The 21337-nt window shown below is 30.1% G+C and carries 22 protein-coding genes and 1 riboswitch; of the genes, 5 read left to right on the plus strand and 17 right to left on the minus strand.

What is annotated here, in order from left to right; all coding sequences use genetic code 11:
* The 4 genes from KPL54_RS09730 to KPL54_RS09745 all read right to left on the minus strand — a co-directional run.
* Positions 1-296, minus strand: a 296-nt coding sequence (locus KPL54_RS09730; protein WP_216106393.1) for a hypothetical protein, incomplete at its 3' end; no start/stop codon positions are given.
* 221 nt (positions 297-517) lie between these two features.
* Entirely contained in the window at positions 518-1093 is a 576-nt protein-coding gene (locus tag KPL54_RS09735) for a rhomboid family intramembrane serine protease (protein WP_216106394.1), read from the minus strand.
* A 152-nt stretch (positions 1094-1245) separates the two neighbouring features.
* Positions 1246-2238: an adenosine deaminase gene (gene add / locus KPL54_RS09740; RefSeq protein WP_216106395.1), complete on the minus strand. Its 993-nt coding sequence runs from the start codon at positions 2236-2238 to the stop codon at positions 1246-1248.
* A 21-nt stretch (positions 2239-2259) separates the two neighbouring features.
* On the minus strand, positions 2260-3270 hold the full coding sequence (locus KPL54_RS09745; protein WP_216106396.1) for a CPBP family intramembrane glutamic endopeptidase: 1011 nt from the start codon (positions 3268-3270) through the stop codon (positions 2260-2262).
* A 251-nt stretch (positions 3271-3521) separates the two neighbouring features.
* Between KPL54_RS09745 and KPL54_RS09750 the strand changes: the two genes are divergently transcribed.
* On the plus strand, positions 3522-4727 hold the full coding sequence (locus tag KPL54_RS09750; protein WP_216106397.1) for an alanyl-tRNA editing protein: 1206 nt from the start codon (positions 3522-3524) through the stop codon (positions 4725-4727).
* A 54-nt stretch (positions 4728-4781) separates the two neighbouring features.
* Here the strand turns inward: KPL54_RS09750 and thiE are convergent, their stop codons facing one another.
* From thiE to glpK, 6 genes are all read right to left on the minus strand, one after another.
* Complete coding sequence (thiE, locus tag KPL54_RS09755) at positions 4782-5405, minus strand: thiamine phosphate synthase (protein WP_216106398.1); 624 nt, start codon at positions 5403-5405, stop codon at positions 4782-4784.
* Positions 5395-6231 (minus strand): hydroxyethylthiazole kinase, encoded by an 837-nt coding sequence (gene thiM, locus KPL54_RS09760; RefSeq protein WP_216106399.1) that lies wholly within the window; start codon positions 6229-6231, stop codon positions 5395-5397. The genes thiE and thiM overlap by 11 nt, the downstream gene beginning before the upstream one ends.
* Positions 6210-7424, minus strand: a complete 1215-nt coding sequence (gene cytX, locus KPL54_RS09765; protein WP_216106400.1) for a putative hydroxymethylpyrimidine transporter CytX — start codon at positions 7422-7424, stop codon at positions 6210-6212. Before cytX ends, thiM begins: the two co-directional genes overlap by 22 nt.
* On the minus strand, positions 7417-8241 hold the full coding sequence (gene thiD / locus KPL54_RS09770) for a bifunctional hydroxymethylpyrimidine kinase/phosphomethylpyrimidine kinase (protein ID WP_216106401.1): 825 nt from the start codon (positions 8239-8241) through the stop codon (positions 7417-7419). Before thiD ends, cytX begins: the two co-directional genes overlap by 8 nt.
* A 17-nt stretch (positions 8242-8258) precedes the next feature.
* Positions 8259-8759: an energy coupling factor transporter S component ThiW gene (gene thiW / locus KPL54_RS09775; RefSeq protein WP_216106402.1), complete on the minus strand. Its 501-nt coding sequence runs from the start codon at positions 8757-8759 to the stop codon at positions 8259-8261.
* Positions 8760-8900: 141 nt separating this feature from the next.
* Positions 8901-9011: riboswitch (TPP riboswitch) on the minus strand.
* 61 nt (positions 9012-9072) lie between these two features.
* On the minus strand, positions 9073-10563 hold the full coding sequence (gene glpK, locus KPL54_RS09780; RefSeq protein ID WP_216106403.1) for a glycerol kinase GlpK: 1491 nt from the start codon (positions 10561-10563) through the stop codon (positions 9073-9075).
* A 429-nt stretch (positions 10564-10992) separates the two neighbouring features.
* On the opposite strand from glpK, the gene KPL54_RS09785 reads away from it, so the two are divergent.
* The gene (locus KPL54_RS09785) at positions 10993-11436 is read left to right on the plus strand and encodes a hypothetical protein (RefSeq protein WP_216106404.1); all 444 of its coding nucleotides are present in this window, start codon (positions 10993-10995) and stop codon (positions 11434-11436) included.
* Positions 11437-11552: 116 nt separating this feature from the next.
* On the opposite strand, the gene KPL54_RS09790 is transcribed toward KPL54_RS09785, so the two are convergent.
* Both KPL54_RS09790 and KPL54_RS09795 read right to left on the minus strand, forming a co-directional pair.
* Positions 11553-11840 carry a hypothetical protein gene (locus tag KPL54_RS09790; protein ID WP_216106405.1) on the minus strand — a complete coding sequence of 96 codons (288 nt, stop codon included), beginning with the start codon at positions 11838-11840 and terminating at the stop codon, positions 11553-11555.
* 128 nt (positions 11841-11968) lie between these two features.
* Complete coding sequence (locus KPL54_RS09795) at positions 11969-12586, minus strand: 50S ribosomal protein L25 (RefSeq protein ID WP_216106406.1); 618 nt, start codon at positions 12584-12586, stop codon at positions 11969-11971.
* A gap of 521 nt (positions 12587-13107) precedes the next feature.
* On the opposite strand from KPL54_RS09795, the gene KPL54_RS09800 reads away from it, so the two are divergent.
* Positions 13108-14202 carry an AI-2E family transporter gene (locus tag KPL54_RS09800; RefSeq protein WP_216106407.1) on the plus strand — a complete coding sequence of 365 codons (1095 nt, stop codon included), beginning with the start codon at positions 13108-13110 and terminating at the stop codon, positions 14200-14202.
* A gap of 63 nt (positions 14203-14265) precedes the next feature.
* On the opposite strand, the gene KPL54_RS09805 is transcribed toward KPL54_RS09800, so the two are convergent.
* Both KPL54_RS09805 and KPL54_RS09810 read right to left on the minus strand, forming a co-directional pair.
* The gene (locus KPL54_RS09805; protein WP_216106408.1) at positions 14266-15708 is read right to left on the minus strand and encodes an MDR family MFS transporter; all 1443 of its coding nucleotides are present in this window, start codon (positions 15706-15708) and stop codon (positions 14266-14268) included.
* Positions 15709-15843: 135 nt separating this feature from the next.
* Positions 15844-16260, minus strand: coding sequence for a mannose/fructose/sorbose PTS transporter subunit IIA (locus KPL54_RS09810; RefSeq protein WP_216106409.1), 417 nt, complete (start codon positions 16258-16260; stop codon positions 15844-15846).
* 265 nt (positions 16261-16525) lie between these two features.
* Between KPL54_RS09810 and KPL54_RS09815 the strand changes: the two genes are divergently transcribed.
* Positions 16526-16693: a hypothetical protein gene (locus tag KPL54_RS09815; RefSeq protein WP_216106410.1), complete on the plus strand. Its 168-nt coding sequence runs from the start codon at positions 16526-16528 to the stop codon at positions 16691-16693.
* A gap of 50 nt (positions 16694-16743) precedes the next feature.
* On the opposite strand, the gene KPL54_RS09820 is transcribed toward KPL54_RS09815, so the two are convergent.
* The 3 genes from KPL54_RS09820 to KPL54_RS09830 form a co-directional block, all read right to left on the minus strand.
* Positions 16744-18084: a GH1 family beta-glucosidase gene (locus KPL54_RS09820; RefSeq protein ID WP_216106411.1), complete on the minus strand. Its 1341-nt coding sequence runs from the start codon at positions 18082-18084 to the stop codon at positions 16744-16746.
* A gap of 66 nt (positions 18085-18150) precedes the next feature.
* Positions 18151-18705, minus strand: coding sequence for a GNAT family N-acetyltransferase (locus KPL54_RS09825; RefSeq protein WP_216106412.1), 555 nt, complete (start codon positions 18703-18705; stop codon positions 18151-18153).
* A gap of 116 nt (positions 18706-18821) precedes the next feature.
* Positions 18822-19730, minus strand: coding sequence for a DUF2156 domain-containing protein (locus KPL54_RS09830; RefSeq protein ID WP_216106526.1), 909 nt, complete (start codon positions 19728-19730; stop codon positions 18822-18824).
* Positions 19731-20056: 326 nt separating this feature from the next.
* Between KPL54_RS09830 and KPL54_RS09835 the strand changes: the two genes are divergently transcribed.
* Positions 20057-21301 (plus strand): hemolysin family protein, encoded by a 1245-nt coding sequence (locus KPL54_RS09835; protein WP_216106527.1) that lies wholly within the window; start codon positions 20057-20059, stop codon positions 21299-21301.
* The last annotated feature ends 36 nt before the right edge of the window (positions 21302-21337 follow it).

The following is a 21337-nucleotide window of genomic DNA, read 5'->3' on the forward strand; positions in this document are numbered from 1 at the left end:
TTAATGTTCTGCTTTAAATCATCTATGTACATTTTGTTTAATTCAACATTAGAAGATTTATTCCATTTAGCTTCGCGAGCAGCATAGTTTGCATAATAAGTATTAAGATTAAACATATTTTTAATAGTTAAATGAATACTCTGGGAAAGACCTTTCTCATGATTGTAAACAAGAATTGAATAAGCTTTAATTTTAGCTTCATTACCAACATACAGTATATTCGATAGATTGTTGAGATTTTCAAAGCTGAGCTTATCTTTATATATTCTTGTAGAAGAATTAGTTTCTATTCTCAAAATATTCACCACCTTTTTTTATAATCTCTAATATATATTATGCCGTAATAGCGTCTATAATATTAAGTTATATAAAAATAAGTTAGCAACAAAATTCATCTCCGTCTACAGAGAACGGAGTCTTCTTTTGCAAATAAAGATAAAATTCTTTTCAAAAAACATCATTAGATATTATCTATAATTATAGATAATATCTAATGAACTAAATTATTCTCTTTATTTTACACATGTTTTTTATGCTCAATTTTAAATGCAAATAGCGCTCCACATATTCCGCCTATAATATGTGCAAATTGAGATATATTATCCTGAGAAAAAGCTCCTGCAAAAATCTCTCTACCAATGAATACAAAAAACACAATAATTAAAGTTAATGGAATTTTCCCCTTCTGTGCATTTGTAAATGAGCTTAATATAATAAACATATAAACAATACCACTCGCCCCTAGAAGTGCATCATTTGAGAAAATCGTATTTATTAAACCTGTAACTAAAGCTGTTACGAGTATTAACTGTACTAAAACTCTCGAACCATACTTTTCTTCGAGCATTGGTCCTATTATTAGGATTATTATAAAATTACCAGAAAAGTGATCCCAATTAGCATGACCCAATATATAAGAAAATAATCTTATATATTGCATTGGATCCAGAAAAGAAGTTCTGTAATTTGAAAATATTACTTTATTAAGCATTCCATTTGTTAAATAACTTAATAAATAACTAGCAAGTGCTAGACCCGTAAAAGTTAATATAACCGGCGAATTATACTGTATTTTCTTTAGTTTCGCAAGCATTTTTTATCCTCCATTTTTCATACTTAAATCATCTCCTTCGGAGATGCATTAACGACTTCAGAAGGATATTTATATTCCAACTTAAATTTTATTTCTGATAAGGTAATTAATTTCAACTTATAGAAATGTGAGATTTTCCTTCTGAAATGTCGTTAAATATAACTTCTTAAGACTTCCTTTGTTTCTAAGTCAACAAAAGCTGCATTTACACTATTAAGGTATATTTGTTTATAATCATTAAAAGTAATATTAAATTCATTAAATAAAACTTCGCATTCCTTAGTCATGTTTGTGTTTGATACAGTCCTATTGTCAGTATTTACCGTTACTTTTATTCCATCATTATAAAAATTATAAATTGGGTGGCTACTTATCACATCAACTGCCTTAGTTTGAATATTACTTGTTGGACACATTTCAAGAGTTATTTCTTTATCTTTTACAATATTGTAAGCCTCAATACAATCTTTAATAAATACCCCATGGCCAATTCTTTCCGCTCCCAAAAGTTCCACTGCTTCAAGTACATTTTTACCTATTCCTGTTTCACCTGCATGAATAGTTATTCTATACCCATATTTTCTAGCTAGTGCTACAGGCTCTATGAATTTTTTGCAAAATTCATAGTCTTCAGCTCCACACAAATCTATAGCAACTACACCTTTGGATATATATTTTGCACCAGCTTCCACAACTTCAACTGCTTTATCTGCAGACATAAATCTCATGCAACAAAGTATTACATTTCCTTTTATATCATATCTCTCTTCTGCGTCTTTAATTCCAGATATTACACTCTCTATTACATCACTTATATTTAATCCATTATTTACATGAAGTAATGGTGCAAACCTAACTTCGATATATTTTACATTTTCTTTAGCACAATCTTCAAGAAGTTCAAATGTAATTCTCCTCAAACTTTCTTTTGATTGCATTACTAAATTAGGAATTACAAATCTTTTTAAATATTCATCGAGGGACTTGCATTCCTCAGGAGCAATCAATTCTTTTGTGATATTATAAACATCATAATACGGAATTTTTATTTCCTCTCTTCTTGCTATGTCAATTATTGTTTCCGGCCTAACACTGCCATCTAAATGACAATGCAAATCAATTTTTGGTAAATCTTTATATTTCATATTATCCCCTTTCTTAATCATTTAATATTTACTTACAACAATCACTGCTATAGAAACAAAGTATATAGCTAGTGGTATATATACTGTTAATCTTACGACTTTTCCACTGCTTGTTTCTCCACCTATTACCATATATTCTTCATCGCGTGCTGCGTATTTCAAATACTCATTATTCTCTTCTTGATTAATCACTTTAGCTCTTCCTTCACTCTCCTTATACTCTTTAAGTTTTCTTAGGTTTGTATATATTATAGCGCCTCCAACTAAAAAGAATATTGTGGCTTGAATCAATACTGAAGCAATGCTAATATTAGCTTCCTGTGCTGATTTTAAAGCGCTACTCTCAATCCCATTATTCATATAATTCATTAATACCTTACTTAAAATAAATGATATTGCGTTATTCGCTGCATGAAGTGTCATACTACCAACTATTGATCCTGTATACTCCCTAACCATTAATAAAATAAATCCTAAAAACATCACGTAAATAATTTGCATTATATTACCATGGAAAGCTGCGAATATTGATGTTATTATAAAATATTTTATTTTTTTATTTACCCCATCATAAGCATCTAAAAAAATTCCTCGAAAGAATATTTCCTCAAAAAATGCTGGAAGTAAAACCACAACTAATAATCCGAGTAACGTTGTACTACCACTTAATAGATTTGATATTTGTGTACTATCTTTTATAATAACTGGAAATAACTTAAAACTTATAGAATTAATACCCATAGCAAAAATATAAGTACCAAATGCTACAAATATAGTTAGATAGATCTGCTTTATAGATATTTTCTTTATTACCATTACATTTTTAAATTTTCTTTTAGTAATTAAACAGTATAATAAAGCAATTCCTCCAAGAACTACAACACTAGCACTACCTGAAAGAAGTAATGAAACATTTTCGCTTATAGGACGAACTAATCCAAATATTTTAATCGCCCAAACTGGAACTTGGATAAATAATAATAATGCCAATAATAATAAGCTATTAGCTAAAAATATTTTTTTGTTTTTCATAAACTTCTCCTTACGTTCTATAATTATATTACTCCAATATATATGATATGCCAATCACCAATAATAATCAAATTATAACTAACAAAAATTAATAAATTCATATATTTTTTCCAATTTGTAATTATTTATTATTAATTGCCTATTTAAATATAATTCTTAATTTTGTATAGCATATTATTTTTATGTTACAATTGGTCATGTTACAATATAGATTAAAGCGTTATATAGCTGAGAAAAGGAGATGCTCAAATTTGGAAAAATTATACTATGAAGATCAATATAAAACAGAATTTACAGCTGAAATAATAGATATAATAAAAAAAGAAAACAAATATCATGTTGAATTAAATGAAACGTATTTCTACCCCAAAAGCGCTAACCAGCCAAGTGATACAGGACATATAAATGGATCTTTAGTCACCTGCGTATACGAAGAAAACAATAAAATATATCACGTATTAGAAATTAAGCCTTTGAAAATTCATAAGGTTAAATGTAATATAAACTTTGATTTGCGATATGATTATATGCAGCAACATTTAGGCCAGCATATACTCTCCTCATGTATTTCTAATTTATTTAATCTACCTACTATTGGTTTTAACCTTGGTTTAACTTCTTCAACTATTGATCTTGATAAAGGTATTCGTGCCCAAGAAATTAAAGCTTGTGAGAAAAAGGCTAACGATATAATTAATGAAAATATCAAAGTAGAAGCCCTATATTTAACAAACTCAGAACTAAAAAAATTATCACTAAAAAAGATTCCAATAAAATCCGGCGAAAAAATTAGGATTGTGAAAATTGGTGATATTGATATTTTTCCATCCCAAGATATATATCCAAATTCCACTATTGAGGTTCAATTAATTAAAATTATAAATTTTGAAAAATATAAAACTGGGGTAAGAATTGAATTTATATGTGGACAAAGAGCGGTTTCTGATTATATTTCAAAATTTGAAGCTATTGAAAAAATGTCTAAACTCTTATCCTGCAATAATGCCACACTTATATCTAAAGTTGAGAATCTTACTGATGAGCTTAATAAGACGCTTACTAAGAACAGAGCACTAAGTTCAAAAGTTGCTACATATGAAGTTCAAAACATGTTAAAAGAAGCTGAAAAAATAGATGATGTTAGGGTACTTAAATTTATTTATGATAAAATGGACCTCAAATATGCTACCATGTTAGCGACAAAATTAGTAACCTCACCCAAAGTTATAGTTTTATTTGGGGTAAAACTTCAAGATAAAGCAAACCTCTTGTTCATGTGTTCAAAAGACTTAAAAATTATAAGAATGGATTTTCTTTTAAAGGATGCAATAACTCTTATAGATGGTAAGGGTGGTGGAAGTGAATTTTCTGCACAAGGTGGTGGAAAAAATAATAATAATTTGGATTCAGCAATTGATTATGCATTAAGTAAAATTAAAGAATATATAAAAGCCTAATAGATTATTTATCATATTAGGCTTCATATATTTTGATCCTTTATTTAATTTTCTTTATTTCATTGCTGATACTAATTTCTCTGTTGCTTCTTTTATACATTTTTTCGCAAGAATATCTGAAATTACAGCTACTCCATCAATATTTGCCCCCTTTAATAAATCAATGTTTTTCTGCGTAATTCCACCGATAGCAACTACAGGAATTGATATATTATCTTTTATTTCTTTTAAGCATGACACAGAAACAGCACTTGCATCATCTTTAGTAGTTGTAGGAAACATTGCACCAACACCAACATAATCTGCTCCTTCTTTTTCTGCCTCTCTCGCTTCTTCAACTGTTGATGTAGAAATTCCAATTATCTTATCATTTCCTATTATACCTCGTGCAATGCTTGCTGGCATATCGCTTTGACCCAAATGAACCCCTGCAGCATTTATAGATAAAGCAATATCTATCCTATCATTTATAATCAGTGGTACATTATATTTGTCAGTAACTTTTTTAACCTTTGATGCAATATTATAAAATTCTAAAGTGCTTATGTCTTTTTCTCTAAGTTGAACTAATGTAGCTCCACCTTTTATTGACTCTTCTACTGCAGTATATATATCTGTATCCACAAGCATTTTTCTATCTGTAAGAAGATAAAGACTGTAATTTATTTTATTCTTCATTTATCTTGCTCCTTTTATTTATTTCAGTCCCTTTTAAATTGTACATAGCATCTATCATTTTCACCCTAAAAGTTCCTGAACCTTCGATCTTTTTATCTAACCTTTCGTATGCTGTTTCACCTGCTATTCCCATTGAAACGACTCCTGCAAGGGCAGCTATTAAATTGTTTTCTCCTGCCCCTAAATAACAACCAATGACTGCAGTGCACATACACCCAGTACCTGTAACCCTAGACATCATTTTATGACCATTTGATATGGTGTAAAGAGTTTTACCATCTGTTATAATGTCTACCTCGCCTGTTATAGCTACAACTGTTACAAATTTAACAGCAAATTTTCTTGCCATTTCTTTCGTTTTTGTAAATTCATCGCTGCTTACATCAAATCTCTCAGAAGCATCCACACCTCTTGTAACAGTATCAATACCGTATATTGTTTTTATTTCAGACAAATTCCCTCTTATTACTGCTAATTTGACCTCACTTATAATCCTTTTACAGACTTCTGTTCTATAAGATGTTGCCCCTGCTCCAACAGGATCTAGGATAACAGGTATCTTTAACTCATTTGCCCTTTTTCCTGCCTTTATCATAGACTCTACACTTCTACTATTTAGCGTTCCTATATTTATAACAAGTGAAGATGAAAGTGACACCATCTCGAGGACTTCATTAATATCATCTGCCATAACAGGAGAACCACCAATAGCTAGTGTAATATTAGCACAATCATTAACAGTAACATTATTTGTTATTTGGTGAACCAAAGGCGTTTTTTCTCGTAAATCATTTAACAATTTAATTATTTTATTGTTAATTTCCATTTTGACATCATCCTCCAACTTATTAAATATATAAATCCTGTAATAACCATATCAGGCATTGTAGCTCCTAGTACAAAATCAAGTTTTATAAACCAATAATAAAGCATTATTCCTATAATCCACACAAAAATTGCTCCCCAATTTATAAGTACATCAGATTTCACTTTTGTGTTTTTCTTTATTATAAAATAATCTGTAATTAAAACTGCAAATAATGGTGCAAATACTGACCCTATAGCGTATAAAAAGTTTTCATAGTTTTCCATAGGAATTATAATTGCCATAATTGTTCCAATAACCGTCATAATGATACCAATCTTTTTTTCACCAAGCTTTGGCACTATGTTTAGAAATGAAACTCCTGCCGAGTACACATCTAAGAATGTAGTAGTTACTGTGGATAACACTACTATTCCAAGAGCCGCTATTCCTAAATTAGCTGCAAGCATCATAACCGAAGGATCTGAATTATTTGAAACAATAGCAGCCCCAAGACCTATAATAAACATCCATGAACTTCCAAGAAAATAACCTATAAAACTTCCATAGGCTCCTCCCTTTTCACTCCTTGCAAATCTAGTGTAATCTGCAATTAAAGGTAGCCATGAAAGGGGCATAACTATACTAAGTTCTAATGCCCCTCCAAAAGAAATTCCACCAGTAGCTGCTTTTGTTAGGAGTGTTTTATCTTTAAATATTATTGATCCAAGCACCAATGTAAGTATAAAAAGTAATGATACCGCTGTAATATTCAATTTTTTCATGCCTGCATTTCCAAAATAGAGCCACAATATTGTAAGTACACCTATAAGAAGTATAAATACTAAAACATTATTTACGTCCCATAAGCTTTGTGATATTAAGTTTACAGATCTCGCTGCTACCTTAATCATAATTGCAGTCCAACCTATTAGCTGAAGTATATTTAAAATTGAAAATAAATAGGTACTATATACTCCAAAAGAAATATTAGTTGAAATCATTGCTGGCACTTTTTCACGAGATCCGATGATTCCACCTAGTATTAATATTCCTGTTCCAATCAAGTGACCTAGAAGTATTACTATTATTCCAACTTTAAATCCTAAAGGTGCAATTAATCCACCTGTCATTATTTCAGCAATAGATACTGCAGCTCCAAACCACAAAAATACAAAGGTCCAAAATCCTAATTTCTCTTTATCCTTAATCATTTGCCATCCCCGCTTTTTTATATAGTTCATAGAAATGGTTTGTTGGTCCAACTCCATGTCCAATATCCAAAGAGTGTTCTATAGCAGTTGTTATATATTGTTTTGATTTTTTTATTGATTCCTTCATGCTAAAACCCAGTGCCAAATTTGCAGCAATAGCCGATGATAAGGTACATCCCGTGCCATGAGTATTTTTTGTGTTTATTCTTTCAGACGTAAAACGGGTAATTTCTTCTCCATCATAAAATACATCTACAGCTTCTCCCTTCATATGTCCACCTTTTAAAAGTATATTTTTGCATCCCAGCTTATACATTTCCTTAGCTGCCTTTTCCATATCTTCTATAGTTTCTATGTCTGGAAAATCTAAATTTACCTCACGAAGTATTTCTTGAGCTTCTGGTACATTAGGTGTAATAAGCGATGCGAGTGGTATAAGTTTTTTTATTAAAGCTGATTTTGACTCTGCTTTTAGTAGTGAATAACCACTCTTTGATATCATTACAGGATCAAGTACTATATTTTTAGGCTTGTATAATTCAAGCCTTTCACTTATCCCATCAATCGTAGAAATTTTAGATACCATACCAATTTTAACTGCATCTACAATTATATCTGTAAAAATAGCATCAATTTGTGCCTTAATGATTTCTGCATCTAGATCCAGAACTTCAAAAACACCCATAGTATTCTGCGCCGTTATGGCTGTAATGACACTCATTGCATATACGCCATTTGCGCTTAAGCTTTTTATATCTGCCTGCACTCCTGCACCTCCGCAGCTGTCAGAGCCTGCTATAGTTAAAACTTTTTTCATATTATTTTCCTCCTATTTTATCCTTTAACTTCTTTATTTAAATTAACAATTTTTTTTAAATCTATTACTCTAAGAATAAATAATGCAATTAGACTTCCTCCAATAGTACTTATTAAAAATGGTGCTACAAAGAATAATGCACCCACTTTTTTGCCCATTATAATATTAGCAATAGGAAATGCTAATAATCCCCCAATAATTCCTGTTCCAAATATCTCTCCGCCTACTGCAAGTAGATTCATTTTAGTTTTCTTATATAATATTCCAGCTAAAAGTACTCCGATGATACTTCCAGGGAATGCCAAAAGTGAACCTGTTCCTAAAATATTTCTTAGTAAAGATATACAAAATGCTATTGCTACGCCATATCCAGGGCCTAATAATACAGCTGATATAACATTAATTGTAGCCTGCACTGGAAAGCATTTTGCTACTCCCACCGGTATAAATATGATATTACCAGCTATTACACCAATAGCTATTAAAAGTGATGAAATAGTTAACTTTTTAGTCTTCATGCATTGCCACTCCCTTCTCTTATATAATTATAAAGGAATAAACTCTAAATAAACTAGCGTAATTAGTGTGCTGCATAACTAAAAAAACACAAATCCAAAGGATTTGTGTTAAATTAACGTGATATATAATAATTCATATATAATACACCAATAAACAACTTCCTACGCTGGCATTATCCAGTTCAGGTCATAGGGTCAAAGAATTACAGTTCTTGTTCTCAGTTGGCATATCCAACTCCCCTGTGCTATTTTATTCTTTTTTATTTCATACATCTAATAATAACATAACAAATTGTTATAAACAATTAAATTTCTATTCTAGTCTTATGCCTGATCTCTTAACAGCTATATGCCATCCATGAAGTAATTCTTTCCTATGTTCCTCTGTCATACTAGGTTTAAAACTTCTTGAAATTGCCCAATGCTTCGCAACTTCTTCCTTGTTTTTCCAATATCCTACTGCAAGCCCAGCAAGATAAGCTGCACCAAGTGCTGTAGTTTCAGTAACTTCTGGTCTATCTACTTGAACATTTAAAATATCTGATTGAAACTGCATTAAGAAATTGTTATTGCAAGCTCCTCCATCAACTTTAAGTTCAGTGAGTCTAATTCCAGAATCTTGTTGCATAGCTTTTAAAACATCATGGGTTTGGTATGCAAGTGCTTCAAGAGTTGCTCTTATTAAATGTGCCTTTTTTGATCCTCTTGTAAGTCCTACAATTGTTCCTCTTGCATAAGGATCCCAGTATGGTGCCCCAAGTCCAACAAAAGCTGGGACTACATATACTCCATTTGTATCCTCTACGGACATTGCATATTCTTCGCAATCAGAAGCATTATCAATCATTTGAAGTTCATCTCTTAACCATTGTATAGCTGCTCCTGCTATAAATACACTACCTTCAAGTGCATACTCTACTTTTCCATCTATTCCCCAAGCAATAGTTGTAAGTAATCCTTGTTTAGATTCAATTGCTTTATCTCCAGTATTCATAAGCATAAAGCATCCAGTACCATATGTATTTTTAGCTGTTCCTGAATTATAACAGGTTTGTCCGAACAGTGCTGCTTGTTGGTCGCCAGCAGCTCCAGCTATAGGAATTTCGCCACCAAACAATGAACTATCCGTATGTCCATAAACATAACTAGATGGTTTAACTTCTGGAAGCATTGATTTTGGTATGTTTAATGTTTCTAGTAATTCATCATCCCACTTTAATTCATGAATGTTAAATAGCATTGTTCTTGATGCGTTGGAATAATCTGTTACATATGTTTTTCCTCCAGTTAAATTCCAAATTAACCATGTATCTATGTTACCAAATAATAAATTACCAGCTTCGGCTTCCTCTCTAGCACCTTCCACATTGTCTAATATCCATTTAATTTTTGTTCCAGAAAAATATGCATCCAAAATTAATCCAGTTTTAGCTCTAACTACTTTATCAAAGCCTTTTTCCGTTAATTCATCACAATACTGAGCTGTCCTTCTACATTGCCATACAATCGCATTATATACTGGAACTCCTGTCCTCTTATCCCAAACTACAGTAGTTTCTCTTTGATTTGTAATACCTATTGCTGCAATGTCTGCGGCACTCGCATTAACTTTAGCCATTGCCTCAGTTGCAACACTAATTTGACTTGACCATATTTCCATTGGATCATGTTCTACCCAAGCTGCTTTTGGAAATATCTGAGTAAATTCCTTTTGAGCCGACGTTACAATAAGCCCCTTTTCATTGAATAGAATACATCTTGAACTTGTTGTTCCTTGATCAAGTGCCATTATATATTTAGCCATGTTAGCAAAACTCCTTTTTTTATTAGTTTTATTGAATCGTTTACAAATTAATACACAAAAAAAACGCCAAAATAAAGCATAATACTTTATAATAACGCGGCTCATTATCTCTGCCAAATATCATATATCATTAATTAAAGTATAACTTATTATTATAGCTTTTGCAATATTAGTTATAATTTTCACAATTTTTCTTTGTTTTTTTACCTTTTTTTGCTGTTTATAATATTATATACGACTAATGTACTAAATTTTTATAATAATAAATCAAAAATTCATTTTATTACACTAATGTGTTTTTTATTCATATTAAGAAAAATATACATAATTTTTGTAAATAATTCCTACTATATTTTATAAAAAAGTGGGTAATCTATATAATGCACTGAATATGTACAGTGTAATTTTTATATTTGAAAGGAGATTTTTATGAATAAATATAGTTTAGAAGAGACTAAAAAATTAAATAATCAATCAGCTACAAACGGAGGTTCAAATGCTTCATCAAATTCTGGTATGACTAACAGTACTAGTGATGCCAATTTACAAGAGACAATACAATTAAATAATCAATCAGCTTCTAACAAGGGCACTAGCAGTGCCTCAAATTCTAGTATGTCAGGTATGTCTAACATGTCAGGTGCTTCTAATATGTCTAGCAGCACTAATGATTCGGCTTTAGAAGAAACAAAAAAACTAAATGCTCAATCAGCATCAAATAAAGGCACCAGTGGTGCTTCAAGTTCTAGTATGTCAGGTATGTCTAACATGTCAGATGCATCTAATATGTCTAGTAGCACTAGTGATTCTGTTTTAGAAGAAACAAAAAAACTAAACGCTCAATCAGTTTCAAATAAAGGAACTAGTAACTAATAAATTATTTTCTTTATTAGTTATTGAAATATGTTTAAAATAAATATAAATAATATTCACCACTTTTAGGGGAGTCAAATTTATTTTGGCTTCCCTTACTTTTTTTCTCAAAAAATTTATTCTTCTATGTAAGTAATATTACCATCGAAAATGTAAGTCAACGAAATTTTTGTACCTTCTAGTGCATACATCATTTTTTCAATAACAATTTGTTCTTCTTTATTAGTTGTTATTGAAAGTTTACCTTCTTCATGAACCTCAGATTTAAGTTCAAATTCATATATAAAATCATTAATTAGTCTTATCCACTCGGCTGTGTCATTTGATCCTACATTTTCTTTCTTTCCAAATTCTTTTAGTGTTCTATCTAATTGTTTTTTTGAATATCTCAATATATTTGCCATTCTTTTGCCTCCTACCTATCACTTCTCTTAAAAATTTTCTTTTGTTTTACCTTAAATTTATCCACAATAACATAAAAGGATGAACTTTTTATGGTTCATCCTTTTATTATTAAATTATCTCTATTTTATTATGCCTTAACTTCTGGTTCTGCAGCTGCTGCTTCAGGAGTTGCAACTACTTCTTCAACTTCTTCTTCAACCTCTTCCTTCATTTGTGTTATAGATGCGTAAACTTCATCTTCTTTATCAGTAACTTTTATTTCTTTATTTAAATCAAAATTCTTTATTGTAATTGAATCTCCAAGTGCCATTTGTGATACATCAACACTTAATGAATCTGGCATTATAGCCATCTTACCAAAAACATCTATTTCTGGTTTTTGAACTTGTAATTGAAGACGTTGTGAGATTAAATTCTCTTCACCCTTATAAGAAATAGGCAATTGTAATTTAATTTGATGATCTTTAGATACAAGTTGCACGTCTATGTGTGTGATTTTAGCAGTTACTGGATGTCTTTGAATTTCTTTTATAAATCCAGTTTTTTCTTCTTCTCCGTATTTAACTACAACTTTTGCATTAGAACCATGTTTTACAAGAATTTTTCTTAATGGTACTAATTCAAATTTTACAGAAGTTGCTTCTGTAGAACCATCTCCATACATTACTCCTGCTATAAAACCATCTTCATTAAATTTTTTATTGCTTGTAGTTCTTTCAAGTGCATTCAAAATAACCTGTTCCATAATAATTCGCTCCTCTTGGCTTATAAAGCCTTTCTGTTTATTATTTTATATACATATGTTACCAATAATAATTTCCAATAGTATTTGTGTTAAACTTTAAAATGACGTGATTTTTTTAATTAACAGTACCTAAAAATTTAATATATGTAATTGTAAACATTAAAAGACAACATAAATACTCTGCTGCCTTCGTAAATACATTTGTTGAATTTCTATATTGTACATATCATTTATACAAATAAATAAAAAAAACCAGCATCACTACCCAAAAGGTAACATTAGTAATTAAAACATAATTATATTATAGCACATTATATCATATATTAGCAACAGAAGTTGTCCGTCCCTCTGACATCTTTTTTAGTGTCATTATAAACTAATTTTCTTAATAAATCAATTTAAAATGGGTATAATTAAATAAGTTAACTTCTTAGTTTCAATTGTTAAAACACATAATATATCCATATGTTCATTGTTTACTGTTATACTTGTATATATAAATATTGATTGGAGGGATTGCAGTGATTAAATATAAAAAAATACCTTATATAGAGTTTGTCCCCATAATTATAATTACTTTTCTTCTTTACAGAATAGTAAATAACATTGAAAATGTAGGTTCAATACTTCATAAAATTTTTTCATTATTGAGTTATTTTATCTGGGGGTTCGTTATCGCTTATCTACTCAATCCACTTATGGTGTACCTTGAGAAAAAAGTGAAGATAAAAAGACTCTATAGTATAGGAATAATTTATACATTATTAGTAGGCATTATAATTTTGGTAACAACTCTACTTGCCCCGAATATTATTAGCAGTGCCGTAGATTTATTTAATAATATCCCTAAATTTGCAGATAAATCATATAAATGGTCTACTCTTTTTATATCTCAAAATGAGTTATTAAACAAATTTGATATTACATCTTACTTGAATAAGTACCTTAATACTTTTAATAATGATATATCAAAATATTTTGCCCCGGGTTTACAACTTGTTCTTGATAACCTAGTGGGTTTAAGTTCTTTATTTATGAAATTAGTGTCTGGTATAGTAATATCCGTTTATTTTCTAATAGATAAAGAATCTATTATTTTATATCTTCAAAAATTTATTTATTCTATTTCAAGTGAACATATTGCTATTACCATAATTGATTTTTTAAAAATAGTTAATACTATATTTAAAAAGTATTTCGTTGGTAAAACAATTGACTCTATTATTTTTGGGATTATATCATTTATTGGACTTATTATATTAGGTATACCTTATGCTTTGCCTTTTAGCTTAGTAATTGGAATAACAAATATGATTCCATACTTTGGAAACATTATAGGAATGGCTCCTGCTGTTATAATAACACTATTCTTTAATCCAGTTAAATCTGTAGAAATAATATTATTTATTGTAACCCTTAGTAATATCGATGGTTGGTTCATTTCACCAAAAATCATTGGTGATAAGGTCGGTCTTAGTCCTCTACTTATAATCCTTGGAATAGTTCTTGGCGGAGGGTTATTCGGAATTATAGGAATGTTACTTGGTGTTCCAGCTATTGCATTAATTAAGACTCTACTAGAAAATTTCATGAATAAACAAGTTAAAAACGAATAAATACACTAAGTATAATAAGACACTTGCAAAGTAAATCACCTCGCAAGTGTCTTATTAGTTATCTTATAACTTACATAATTTATTTTTTGATTTTGTATCAAACATAAAAGAAAGCGCAAGTGACACTATCGCGATTATGATCATTGCTACAAATACCTCATGAAGCCCTGAATTTAAAGATAACTTTACTTGAAGCATACTTAGACTGTTACTCGAAATTGAACTAGAATATAAATTGCTTGGCTTTATACCACTTATGCCTAGATTATTAAAATATTTAACTATATACATATTTAATATGGTTCCAAAAACGCTTACTGCAATAGTTTGTCCTAATGTTCGCACTAGCGAATTTACTGCTGTCGCTGCCCCTCTTTTATTATATCCTACAGACTCCTGTACCACTATTGTTAATGTAGTAAACGCTCCTCCAAAACCAAACCCCATGATAAAACCATAAACTACAACTAATTGCAATGGAGATTCAATACTTAAAGTAGATAAAAACACACAACTAATAAGCAAAATAATATTAGCCGTCCCAACCACTATTTTCTTGCCATATTTAGGAATAGCTTTGCTCAAAACAAATGATGACAAGAGCCATGATATAGACATCGGAGCCATAGATATTCCAGAGATTGTAGGTCCAAATCCCAAAACATTTTGCATATATAAAGGCATATAAACCTCAGCGCCTATTAAAATACCTGATGCTAAAAAACTTATAGCATTTACTATATTGCTAGTCTTTGTAAAAATATCAAAAGGTATAATAGGTTCTTCCGCCTTTTTTTCCGCATAATAGAATAAAACTAACAACACAATTGTAACAGCTATTGCTATTACTGTTTTCATTTTACCACCAGATAAACTCCCAAGTAAAAAAGTTATAATTGCGAATGAAAATAATAATGTACCTACATAATCTATTTTGTGTTTCTTCCTTTCAACAGTTTCAATTAAATTCTTTTGCAAAAGAACTATAGATATTATCCCAAAAGGTAAGTTTATAAAAAAGATCCAATTCCAAGAAATATTTTCTATCAAAAACCCTCCTAAAAAAGGTCCAGCTAAACTTGCTATTCCCCATACCGTACTTATCCCTCCTTGAATCCTTGTACTTTCTTTAGCAGTGAAAATATCACCAACTATAGTATAAGTAATAGTAAATATCGCTCCTGCTCCCAGTCCTTGAACGCCGCGAGACGCTATAAGCTGATACATACTTTGTGATATTCCACAAAGACAGCTTCCGACTATAAAAATTGCAATTCCAATCGATAGAACATTTTTTCTTCCATACAAATCAGATAATTTTCCATATATCGGTGTAGAAATTGCAGATGTCAATAAATAAGCAGAAAAAACCCAGCTTATAAGTTCAAACCCATTTAAATCTTTTACTATAGTTGGTATTGCAGTAGTTACAACTGTACCCTCTACAGCTGCAAGAAACATCGCCACCATTAATGCAATTACTATACCTCTGTTTTTAGATTTCATTCCTTATGTCACTTCCCTTAATATGATAATTATCCTCAATATTTAATCTAAGCAATAATAGAAGACAAATACCATTTTACCATCAAAACCTGAATATTTGTACCCAAATTTAAACACCTTATATAAAATTTTGAATTATTCACTCTGTTTGCTATTCTTCAAAACTTCTCTTAACGATTTTATTCCGAGCTGACCAGTACTTATCGCTATTGCAGCAAGTTCATCTACAGTCGAATCTTCTCTAGCTGAAAATACCCCAAGTAACATAGGAATATTTATTCCAGTTATAATATCCATCTTTTCTTCTTTTCCCGCTATCCTACTAGCTGCATTGAAAGGGCTGCCACCAAACAAATCCACCATAAAAAGAACACCTGCTTCACACTGCAAAGACTTTATAACATCCTCATACTTTTTCATCAAGTCATCTGCGCCTTCTCCTGGCAAGTAAGTTATTGTAGCAACGTTTCTTTGCTTTCCTAAAATCGATTCTGTTAATTTTAATATTTCTTCTGAAACCTTACCATGGGTTGCGAGTATTATAGCTATCATCAATTAGCCCTCCAATTCAAGTATTTAATACTTTGTCTTATATATATTTATATAGCAAATACCATGTCAAAATAGTGTATCAAAATATATAAATTTTTTACATGACTTTCACCTTACCTATAATAAATTATTTAAGACAAATAATCAAGAAAGAGAGCTGAAATCTAACTGTAATTAATTATAAAATATTTATATTTTGTACTAAAGTGGGTAAACTATATGTAACATACGTTAAATATAGTTTTTAATTTGAAAGGTGGTAATTATGAGTAAAAATAATAATAAAAACAAAGAAAAATTGAACAATCAATTAGATGGTAGTAATTTTTCAAATTTTCCTATAAATAGTAGTTTGATAAATATACCTATTATACCTAACATGGTCAATGTTAATAGCAATATTCCTGAGGAAGAAATAAAAAAGAGAAAATAATTTTCATAATAATTAAGACAGGCATGTTCGCCTGTCTTAATTATTATAGACTAAACTTCTAAACTACGGGCCTTAATAAATTTTTTATACCAAATTGAACTATCTTTCATGATTCTTTCCTGCGTATTATAATTTACGTACACCATTCCAAAACGTTTTGAATATCCATATGACCATTCAAAATTATCCATGAAAGACCATAAATAATAACCTTTTAGGTTTCCACCTTCCTTAATAAATTCTTGCATAACTTTAAGATGTGCTTTAATAAAATTTATTCTATCTATATCGTGAATCTTATTATCTCCTGTTACTACATCATCATATGCAGCACCATTTTCAGTAATGTAGAGTGGCAATTTTGTATATTCTTGCTTAATTCTTGTAAGTAAATCATGCATTGACTCTGGGCTATTCTCCCATCCCATCGAAGTTTTTTCTTTTTCACCATCTACTCCTCGAAATTTCAACTGCGAATGTTCATCATATTCCACTATACTTCTAGTATAATAATTTATTCCTAAAAAATCCATATCAGTAGATATAATATTTAAATCTCCCTCTAAAATGAAATCTAGTGTTCCAACCTCTCTCTCATATAAATCAACCATGTCTTTTGGGTAATGACCCTTAAGTAATGGATCTAAAAACCATCTATTATTGTATCCATCACTAATTTTTGCAGCTATTACATCTTCCTTCTTCTTTGATACTGCATATGTTGGTGATAAATTCAAAGTGATTCCTATGCTACTATTTTCAAATTTAAACTTTTCAAATGCCCTTACTACAATGCCATGAGATAGTAATAAATGATGCGCAACTATTAATGCCTTTTTTAAATCTTTATTTCCCGGTGCATGTATTCCTAAATAGTTTCCAAGTATAGATGCACAAAAGGGTTCATTATGTGTTATCCACATAGATACATCTTGTCCAAATTCCTCAAATATTTTTGTGCAATAATCCTCAAACCAATATATGCACTCCCTATTTTCCCACCCCCCTAAATCCTGAGCCCATTGTGGTAAATCCCAATGATATAATGTAATTGCCGGAGTAATTTTTTTATCTTTTAATTCCCGGATTAAATTTTTATAAAATTTTACTCCTTCGTGGTTAATCTCATCCTTACATGGAAATATTCTAGACCAAGAAATAGAAAATCTATATGAATCTACTCCTATATTATCTAAAATCTTCACATCTTCCTTAACCCTATGGTAATGGTCACAAGCTACATCTCCAGTATTACCCATAAAAACATTCTCTTCTTTCTTTGAAAAGGTATCCCAAATCGATGGCATTCTTCCACCTTCATTAACTCCTCCTTCTATTTGGTATGCTGCCGTAGCCGTTCCAAGTATAAAATCATCTTCGAATTTATTCATTTCAATACCTCCTATGCAAATATTCTCACATTCTCGTATTATCTTCTCTACTGTGTTTTTTTATATCTACTCTTCCCTTGAGTTCTCTTCCCACTCAGGTCTTAATAGCCCATATAAATACATATCATATCGCCTACCATCTCTGTGAATAAACTCCCTATAAACCCCTTCTCTTTTAAATCCTAATTTCTCATATAATTTTATTGCAGGTTCATTATATTCAAGCACCGTAAGATATATTCGGTGAAAATTTAATTCCTCAAACCCAAACTCTATAGTTAATTTAAGAGCTTCCTTTCCATACCCCTGTCCCCTATTTCCACTTTCACCAAGTCCTATGTATATTAAAGCAGTACCATTATTCCAAGATATATTTTCAAATCCTGTAACTCCAATGATTTTTTGCTTTTCAAGTATTTTAACAGCAAAAGTATAAGCTGTATTACTTTTCCTTACATCATTAATTGTCTCGAGTACTTCTTCAAAATTTTTAGGAGTTGCACTTACTACATCATAATTACGCATGAATGATACATCATTGTGCCATTTTTGAATTTCTGGCATGTCTTCTTCGTTTATAGACGTAAGATTCACTTTTTTTCCCATCAACAAATTTTTCATTATTTCACCTTTCCTTCACTTTATTTTAATTATAAACATAAGACTTCTTCAAAAAAATAGACTAGCTAAGCGCTAGTCTATTTTTTTAAATCATTTATTAATTACTCTCTTTAAATCTATAAAATATTACTAGAACTAAGAATATATTTTTTTTCTAATTTAAATGGATGATATGATAATTTAGATTTTCTAAGACCTTCAATTCCAAGGTCCTGTTCTCTATTTATTATTTTTACATCACTAAAACTTCTATCAACAAATGCCTTGTTAATAAAGCTGTACACACCACTATAACTAGTATCTGCTTTTTCTATGTGAATTACAGCTAGATCATCATTCAATTTTTCTCCTAAACTAAAAGCTACAATTTTCTCATCTACATAAACAGCTATACCCTTTGTGTTTACAATTTCAATGTTTTCTAGAATATCTTTTATTCCTTGAAGTTCAAAATTAAGCATACGATCATTGTTATTCGCCTCATACCATTTTTCCGCAGCCACGACAACATCTTTTATTACCTGCGCCTCTTCAATATCTTTAACTTCATAATTATAATTTTTTATAAACGAATTGTAATGATTTTTTTTTCCGTGAAGTTTCTTACCAGAAAGTTTTGTAAGTTTTTCTGCTTCATATAAATAATCAAAGTTATCTCTATCCTCTTTAATACAGATACCCCGTGCATCCCCATATATATCTTTTATCTCTTCCATAAAACTTTCATCAAGATCTTTAAATACAAATTCCATATTGTTTTCTTTTTTATAATCCATTAGCGCATCTATTAACTCTTTAAGATTCTCTTTGTTATATCCCAAAGGTTGCATAAAATAGTATCTTCCCTCAAAATCCATTTTTTTTATTATTAAAGCATCTTTGTAAACAGTAAAACAAATATCGCAAGCCTCTCTCCATATATATAAAGTTGTAAAAGAATATTCACAGCTCAAAAATTTGTATGGATAAATATATTTTTCAAATATTTTCTTATCTTCAATCGTAAGTCTTTTAAAAATCATAATCTCAACCTTTCCACTTAGTGTAAACCATAAATGTTGTCATCTTAGTATATTCTTATATCATTCTAGACTGTAAACTCATTTTTTGCAAGTAGATACTTTTAAGAACTTTAGTTCCCAAAAGTATACCTTTGTTTGTAATCTATATTTGTATATATATTAACTACTTATTAGAAGATAATTTGCCATTACTTTTATGTTTATTACATTAATATATAGTATAATGATATGATAGCATATTGATACATAGAAAACATAACCTTTTTTTATTTTCTTTACTTTATAATGTGATTTTCTTATGCTAAATTTTAAGGAGAGTGAAATATATTATGTTCCCCGATGGTACATGGCAAATTATATGTTTAATAATTTTATTATTATGTTCAGCCTTTTTCTCTGCTTCTGAAACTGCATTAATGACCTTAAGTAAAATAAGGTTAAGGAATATGGTAGAATCAAAAATCAAAGGCGCTAACATTATTAATAAATTGCTTCAAAACCCAAGTAAACTTTTAGGTGGTATTCTAGTAGGAAATAACATAGCAAATATTGGAGCTTCTGCACTAGCAACATCGCTCGCAATTACATATTTTGAAGACTCTGGAGTTGCTATTGCAACTTTTACAATGACAATTCTTGTATTAATTTTTGCAGAAATAACACCAAAGTCATTGGCTGCACAAAACTCTGAAAAAATCGCTTTAAAAATTGCTAAACCGTTAAGTCTAATTACTTTCATTTTAAATCCACTTATTACAGTCTTAATTTATATAACAAATACAATAATCAAAATGCTCGGTGGCGAGGTTAACAAAAGTAGGCCCTTTATTACCGAAGAAGAGTTAAAAACTATGGTTAGCGTAAGTCATGAAGAAGGCATGCTTGAAGGCGAAGAAAAACAAATGATTTATAACGTATTCGACTTTAGAGATTCACAAGCAAAAGATGTTATGACTCCGCGAACCGATATGATTGTGGCGAGCTCTAACTCAACTTATGCAGAACTTATAAATGTTTTCAGAAAAGAACAATTCTCAAGACTTCCTATATATGAAGATACTGTTGATAATGTTATTGGAGTTTTATATATTAAGGATTTGATTTTCTTTGAAGATGGGAAAGAAGAATTTAAAATAGAGAAACATATGCGCACACCCTACTTTACCTATGAATTCAAAAGTACTGCTGATTTATTTGCAGACATGCGTTTAAAACGAATTCCTATATCAATTATACTCGATGAATATGGTGGTACTGCTGGACTTGTTACATTTGAAGATTTGGTAGAAGAAATTGTTGGAGATATAGATGATGAATATGACGATGATATAGACAAAATACAAGTTATCAAAGAAGATGAATTTATTGTAGCTGGTGATACTAAAATAAGTATGGTTAATGAAATGATAGGATTAAGGATTGAATCTGATGATTTTGACTCAATAGGAGGTTTTGTTACTGGATTACTTGGCCGGCTTCCAAACACAGGTGAAACAATAAATTATAATGATACAAAATTTATTGTACAAGATGTAAGCAAAAATCGTATAATAAAATTAAAAGTTATAACTTAAATAAAGCACTTAAAGCTAAATTATTAAATTGGCTTT

This window comes from Clostridium estertheticum (assembly GCF_018861295.1).
Lineage (GTDB): Bacteria > Bacillota > Clostridia > Clostridiales > Clostridiaceae > Clostridium_AD > Clostridium_AD estertheticum_D.

What these genes read in the sequence shown, in the direction of transcription:
- KPL54_RS09735 (WP_216106394.1), bottom strand. Translation starts at nt 1,093, where the DNA reads ATGCTTGCGAAACTAAAGAAAATACAGTATAATTCGCCGGTTATATTA.
- add (WP_216106395.1), bottom strand. Translation starts at nt 2,238, where the DNA reads ATGAAATATAAAGATTTACCAAAAATTGATTTGCATTGTCATTTAGAT.
- KPL54_RS09745 (WP_216106396.1), bottom strand. Translation starts at nt 3,270, where the DNA reads ATGAAAAACAAAAAAATATTTTTAGCTAATAGCTTATTATTATTGGCA.
- thiE (WP_216106398.1), bottom strand. Translation starts at nt 5,405, where the DNA reads ATGAAGAATAAAATAAATTACAGTCTTTATCTTCTTACAGATAGAAAA.
- thiM (WP_216106399.1), bottom strand. Translation starts at nt 6,231, where the DNA reads ATGGAAATTAACAATAAAATAATTAAATTGTTAAATGATTTACGAGAA.
- cytX (WP_216106400.1), bottom strand. Translation starts at nt 7,424, where the DNA reads ATGATTAAGGATAAAGAGAAATTAGGATTTTGGACCTTTGTATTTTTG.
- thiD (WP_216106401.1), bottom strand. Translation starts at nt 8,241, where the DNA reads ATGAAAAAAGTTTTAACTATAGCAGGCTCTGACAGCTGCGGAGGTGCA.
- thiW (WP_216106402.1), bottom strand. Translation starts at nt 8,759, where the DNA reads ATGAAGACTAAAAAGTTAACTATTTCATCACTTTTAATAGCTATTGGT.
- glpK (WP_216106403.1), bottom strand. Translation starts at nt 10,563, where the DNA reads ATGGCTAAATATATAATGGCACTTGATCAAGGAACAACAAGTTCAAGA.
- KPL54_RS09785 (WP_216106404.1), top strand. Translation starts at nt 10,993, where the DNA reads ATGAATAAATATAGTTTAGAAGAGACTAAAAAATTAAATAATCAATCA.
- KPL54_RS09790 (WP_216106405.1), bottom strand. Translation starts at nt 11,840, where the DNA reads ATGGCAAATATATTGAGATATTCAAAAAAACAATTAGATAGAACACTA.
- KPL54_RS09795 (WP_216106406.1), bottom strand. Translation starts at nt 12,586, where the DNA reads ATGGAACAGGTTATTTTGAATGCACTTGAAAGAACTACAAGCAATAAA.
- KPL54_RS09805 (WP_216106408.1), bottom strand. Translation starts at nt 15,708, where the DNA reads ATGAAATCTAAAAACAGAGGTATAGTAATTGCATTAATGGTGGCGATG.
- KPL54_RS09810 (WP_216106409.1), bottom strand. Translation starts at nt 16,260, where the DNA reads ATGATAGCTATAATACTCGCAACCCATGGTAAGGTTTCAGAAGAAATA.
- KPL54_RS09815 (WP_216106410.1), top strand. Translation starts at nt 16,526, where the DNA reads ATGAGTAAAAATAATAATAAAAACAAAGAAAAATTGAACAATCAATTA.
- KPL54_RS09820 (WP_216106411.1), bottom strand. Translation starts at nt 18,084, where the DNA reads ATGAATAAATTCGAAGATGATTTTATACTTGGAACGGCTACGGCAGCA.
- KPL54_RS09825 (WP_216106412.1), bottom strand. Translation starts at nt 18,705, where the DNA reads ATGAAAAATTTGTTGATGGGAAAAAAAGTGAATCTTACGTCTATAAAC.
- KPL54_RS09835 (WP_216106527.1), top strand. Translation starts at nt 20,057, where the DNA reads ATGTTCCCCGATGGTACATGGCAAATTATATGTTTAATAATTTTATTA.